Source organism: Acidovorax cavernicola, from assembly GCF_003581445.1.
Genome location: NZ_QXMN01000115.1, coordinates 1 through 3,132, shown reverse-complemented (window position 1 = coordinate 3,132; position 3,132 = coordinate 1). Strand labels below are relative to the sequence as shown.

Genomic DNA, 3,132 nt, shown 5'->3' with positions numbered 1-3,132 from the left:
GGCCTGGGCCATCGATTCGGCCGCGAGCAGCGGCACGCCGCTCACGTCGAGGGCCGCGCGGATCAGCGCCGCGTCGCGCCCGATCAGCACCACGGCGCGCGCATAGCGCGCCACGGGCGCGGCCAGCGGCGAGAAATCCTGGCCCTTGCCTTCGCCGCCCATGATCACCACCAGCCGGCGGTCGGCGCCCAGGCCCGTGAGCGCGGCCACGGTCGCGCCGACGTTGGTGCCCTTGCTGTCGTCGAAGAACTCGACTTCGCCGACCACGCCGACGGGCTCGACGCGGTGCGGCTCGCCGCGGTATTCACGCAGGCCGTAGAGCATGGGGGCTAGCGCGCAGCCCGCGGCCGAGGCCAGGGCCAGCGCCGACAGCGCGTTGATCGCGTTGTGCCGGCCGCGGATGCGCAGCGCATCGGCGGGCATCAGCCGCTGGATATGCAGATCGTCCTGTGGCGCCTTGGCGCGCTTGCCGGTTTCGTCGGCTTCGAGCGCGCGCACCAGCCAGGCCATGCCGGCGACGATTTCGATGCCGAAATCGCCCGGACGGCGCGGCATGTCGCCGCCGAAAGTCAGATGCACGCGTTCCTGCGGGCGCTGCAGCTTGACGCGCGTCGGCGCGGGCAGCATCTGCATCACGACCGGGTCTTCGCGGTTGAGCACCATCAGGCCGTCGCCGAAAATCCGCGCCTTGGCCGCGGCATAGGCCTCGAGGCTGCCATGCCAGTCGAGATGGTCCTGGCTGATGTTGAGCACGGTCGCGGCCGTGGGCGAGAAGCCCGTGGCGGCGTCGAGCTGGAAGCTCGACAGCTCGAGCACCCAGGCCTGGGGCAGCGTGCCGGCGTCGATATGGCCGGCCAGCGTGTCGAGCAGCGTCGGGCCGATGTTGCCGGCCACGGCCACGGTCTTGCCCGCATGCGCGAGCAACTGGCCCGTGAGCGAGGTGACCGTGGTCTTGCCGTTGGTGCCGGTGATCGCCAGCACCGCGGGCTGGTAGCCATGGCCCTGGGCGAGCGACTGCAGCGCCAGCGCGAACAGATCGAGCTCGCCGCCGAGGCGCAGGCCCTGGGCCCGGGCCGCTTCGAGCACGGGCGCGAGCTGCGCCGGGCTCAGGCCCGGAGAACGGTAAACGGCGGCGAAGTTCTGGCCGTCGAGCAGCGACGCATCGAACGCGCCGGCGACGAAACGCACCTGGGGCAGTTCCCGGGCGAGCACCGCGAGCTGCGGCGGCGCCGCGCGCGTATCGGCCACGGTCACCTGGGCGCCCAGGCGCACGCACCAGCGCGCCATCGCCAGGCCCGAAGCGCCCAGGCCCAGCACCAGCAATTGCTGGCCGGCGAGCGGCAGTTCCTGTTCATCCGATGCCTGCGGCCAGCCTGCGGGCACGGGCGGCAACTCGGGCGCGGCTTCGGGTGCGGCCACGGCCGGCACCTCGGCGTCGGACTCGGTGGCCGGCGCGGCCACCTGCGCAAAAATCTGCGCGACGAACGCCGCGGCGTCTTCGGCCGCATGCAGGCTGGACAGCGGCGGCACGGGCGCGGCCGGCGCAGGTTCGGCGGATTCCGCCAGCTCGGCCGGCGCCATCAGTTCGGCGGGCACGGCGGCGTCCTGCTCCGGCGGCAGCGCCGCGGCATCGGGCGCAGGTGCGCGCACGGCCTCGGCCGGCGCCAGGGCGTCGGTGGGCACAGGGGTGGAATCGGGCGTATTCATCGCAGTTTCAGCGTCGACAGGCCGATCAGGCACAACAGCATGGTGATGATCCAGAAACGCGTCACGACCTGCGTTTCCTTCCAGCCGCTCTTCTCGAAATGGTGGTGCAGCGGCGCCATCTTCAGCAGGCGCCGGCCTTCGCCGTAGCGTTTCTTGGTGTACTTGAACCAGACCACCTGCAGCATCACCGACACCGCCTCGGCGACGAAGATGCCGCCCATGATGGCCAGCACGATTTCCTGGCGCACGATCACCGCGATCGTGCCCAGCGCGCCGCCGAGCGCGAGCGCGCCGACGTCGCCCATGAACACCTGGGCCGGGTGGGCGTTGAACCACAGGAAGGCCAGACCCGCGCCGGCCATGGCCGCGCAGAAAATCAGCAGCTCACCGGAGCCCGCGATGTGCGGGAACAGCAGGTACCTGGCGAAATTGACGCTGCCCGTGACATAGGCGAACACGCCCAGCGCCGAGCCGACCATGATCACCGGCATGATGGCCAGGCCGTCGAGGCCGTCGGTCAGATTGACGGCATTGCTCGCGCCGACGATCACCAGATAGGTCATGATCACGAAGCCCAGCACGCCCAGCGGGTAGCTGACTTCCTTGAAGAACGGCACCAGCAGGCCGGCCTTGGGCGGCAGGTCCATGGAGAAGCCCGACTGCACCCAGCGGATGAACAGCTCGAACACCTGCACGTTGCTGTTTTCGGAAATGCTGAACACCAGGTACAGCGCGGCCAGCAGGCCGATCACCGACTGCCAGAAATACTTCTCGCCCGAACGCATGCCTTCGGGGTCCTTGTTGACGACCTTGCGCCAGTCGTCGACCCAGCCGATCGCGCCGAAGCCCAGCGTCACCAGCAGCACGATCCAGACGAAGCGGTTCGACAGCTCGAACCACAGCAGCGTGGAAATCGCGATCGACAGCAGGATCAGCACACCGCCCATGGTGGGCGTGCCGCTCTTGACCAGATGGGTCTCCATGCCGTAGCCGCGCACCGGCTGGCCGATCTTCAGCGATGCGAGCAAACGGATCACGCGCGGGCCGGCCGCGAGGCCGATCACCAGCGCGGTGAGCGCGGCCATCACGGCGCGCAGCGTCAAATACTGGAAAACGCGCAGGAAACCGAATTCCGGCGACAGACCTTGCAACCATTGAAAAAGCATCAGCAGCATGCGGCCTCCGATGCTGCGCTGGGGTTTGTGCCCGCGCAGGCCTGGACGGCCTGCACCACCTGTTCCATCTTCATGAACCGAGATCCCTTGATCAACAGGCTGCCCACCGCGGGCAGCCCTTCGCGCACCGCTGCCAGCAGCGATGCCATGTCTGCAAAATGTTGCGCTGCCGCGCCGCAGGCCGCGGCCGCGTGCGTGCTTTGCGCGCCCAGCGTCAGCACGCGCTCGATGCCGAGTTCGCGCGCATAGC

Annotated in this window: 2 protein-coding genes and 1 pseudogene; all 3 read right to left on the bottom strand. The window is 69.3% G+C overall.

The genetic code is table 11. The features are described 5' to 3' along the window. Window positions 1-1,707 (bottom strand): UDP-N-acetylmuramoyl-L-alanine--D-glutamate ligase (gene murD, locus D3H34_RS31320; protein ID WP_119558715.1); only part of this gene is annotated, 1,707 nt, incomplete at its 3' end. Beyond that, window positions 1,704-2,882, bottom strand: a complete 1,179-nt coding sequence (gene mraY / locus D3H34_RS31315; RefSeq protein WP_119558714.1) for a phospho-N-acetylmuramoyl-pentapeptide-transferase — start codon at window positions 2,880-2,882, stop codon at window positions 1,704-1,706. The genes murD and mraY, both read right to left, overlap by 4 nt. After that, a pseudogene (locus D3H34_RS34375) lies at window positions 2,873-3,132 on the bottom strand (UDP-N-acetylmuramoyl-tripeptide--D-alanyl-D-alanine ligase); the annotation flags it as partial. The pseudogene D3H34_RS34375 and the gene mraY, both read right to left, overlap by 10 nt.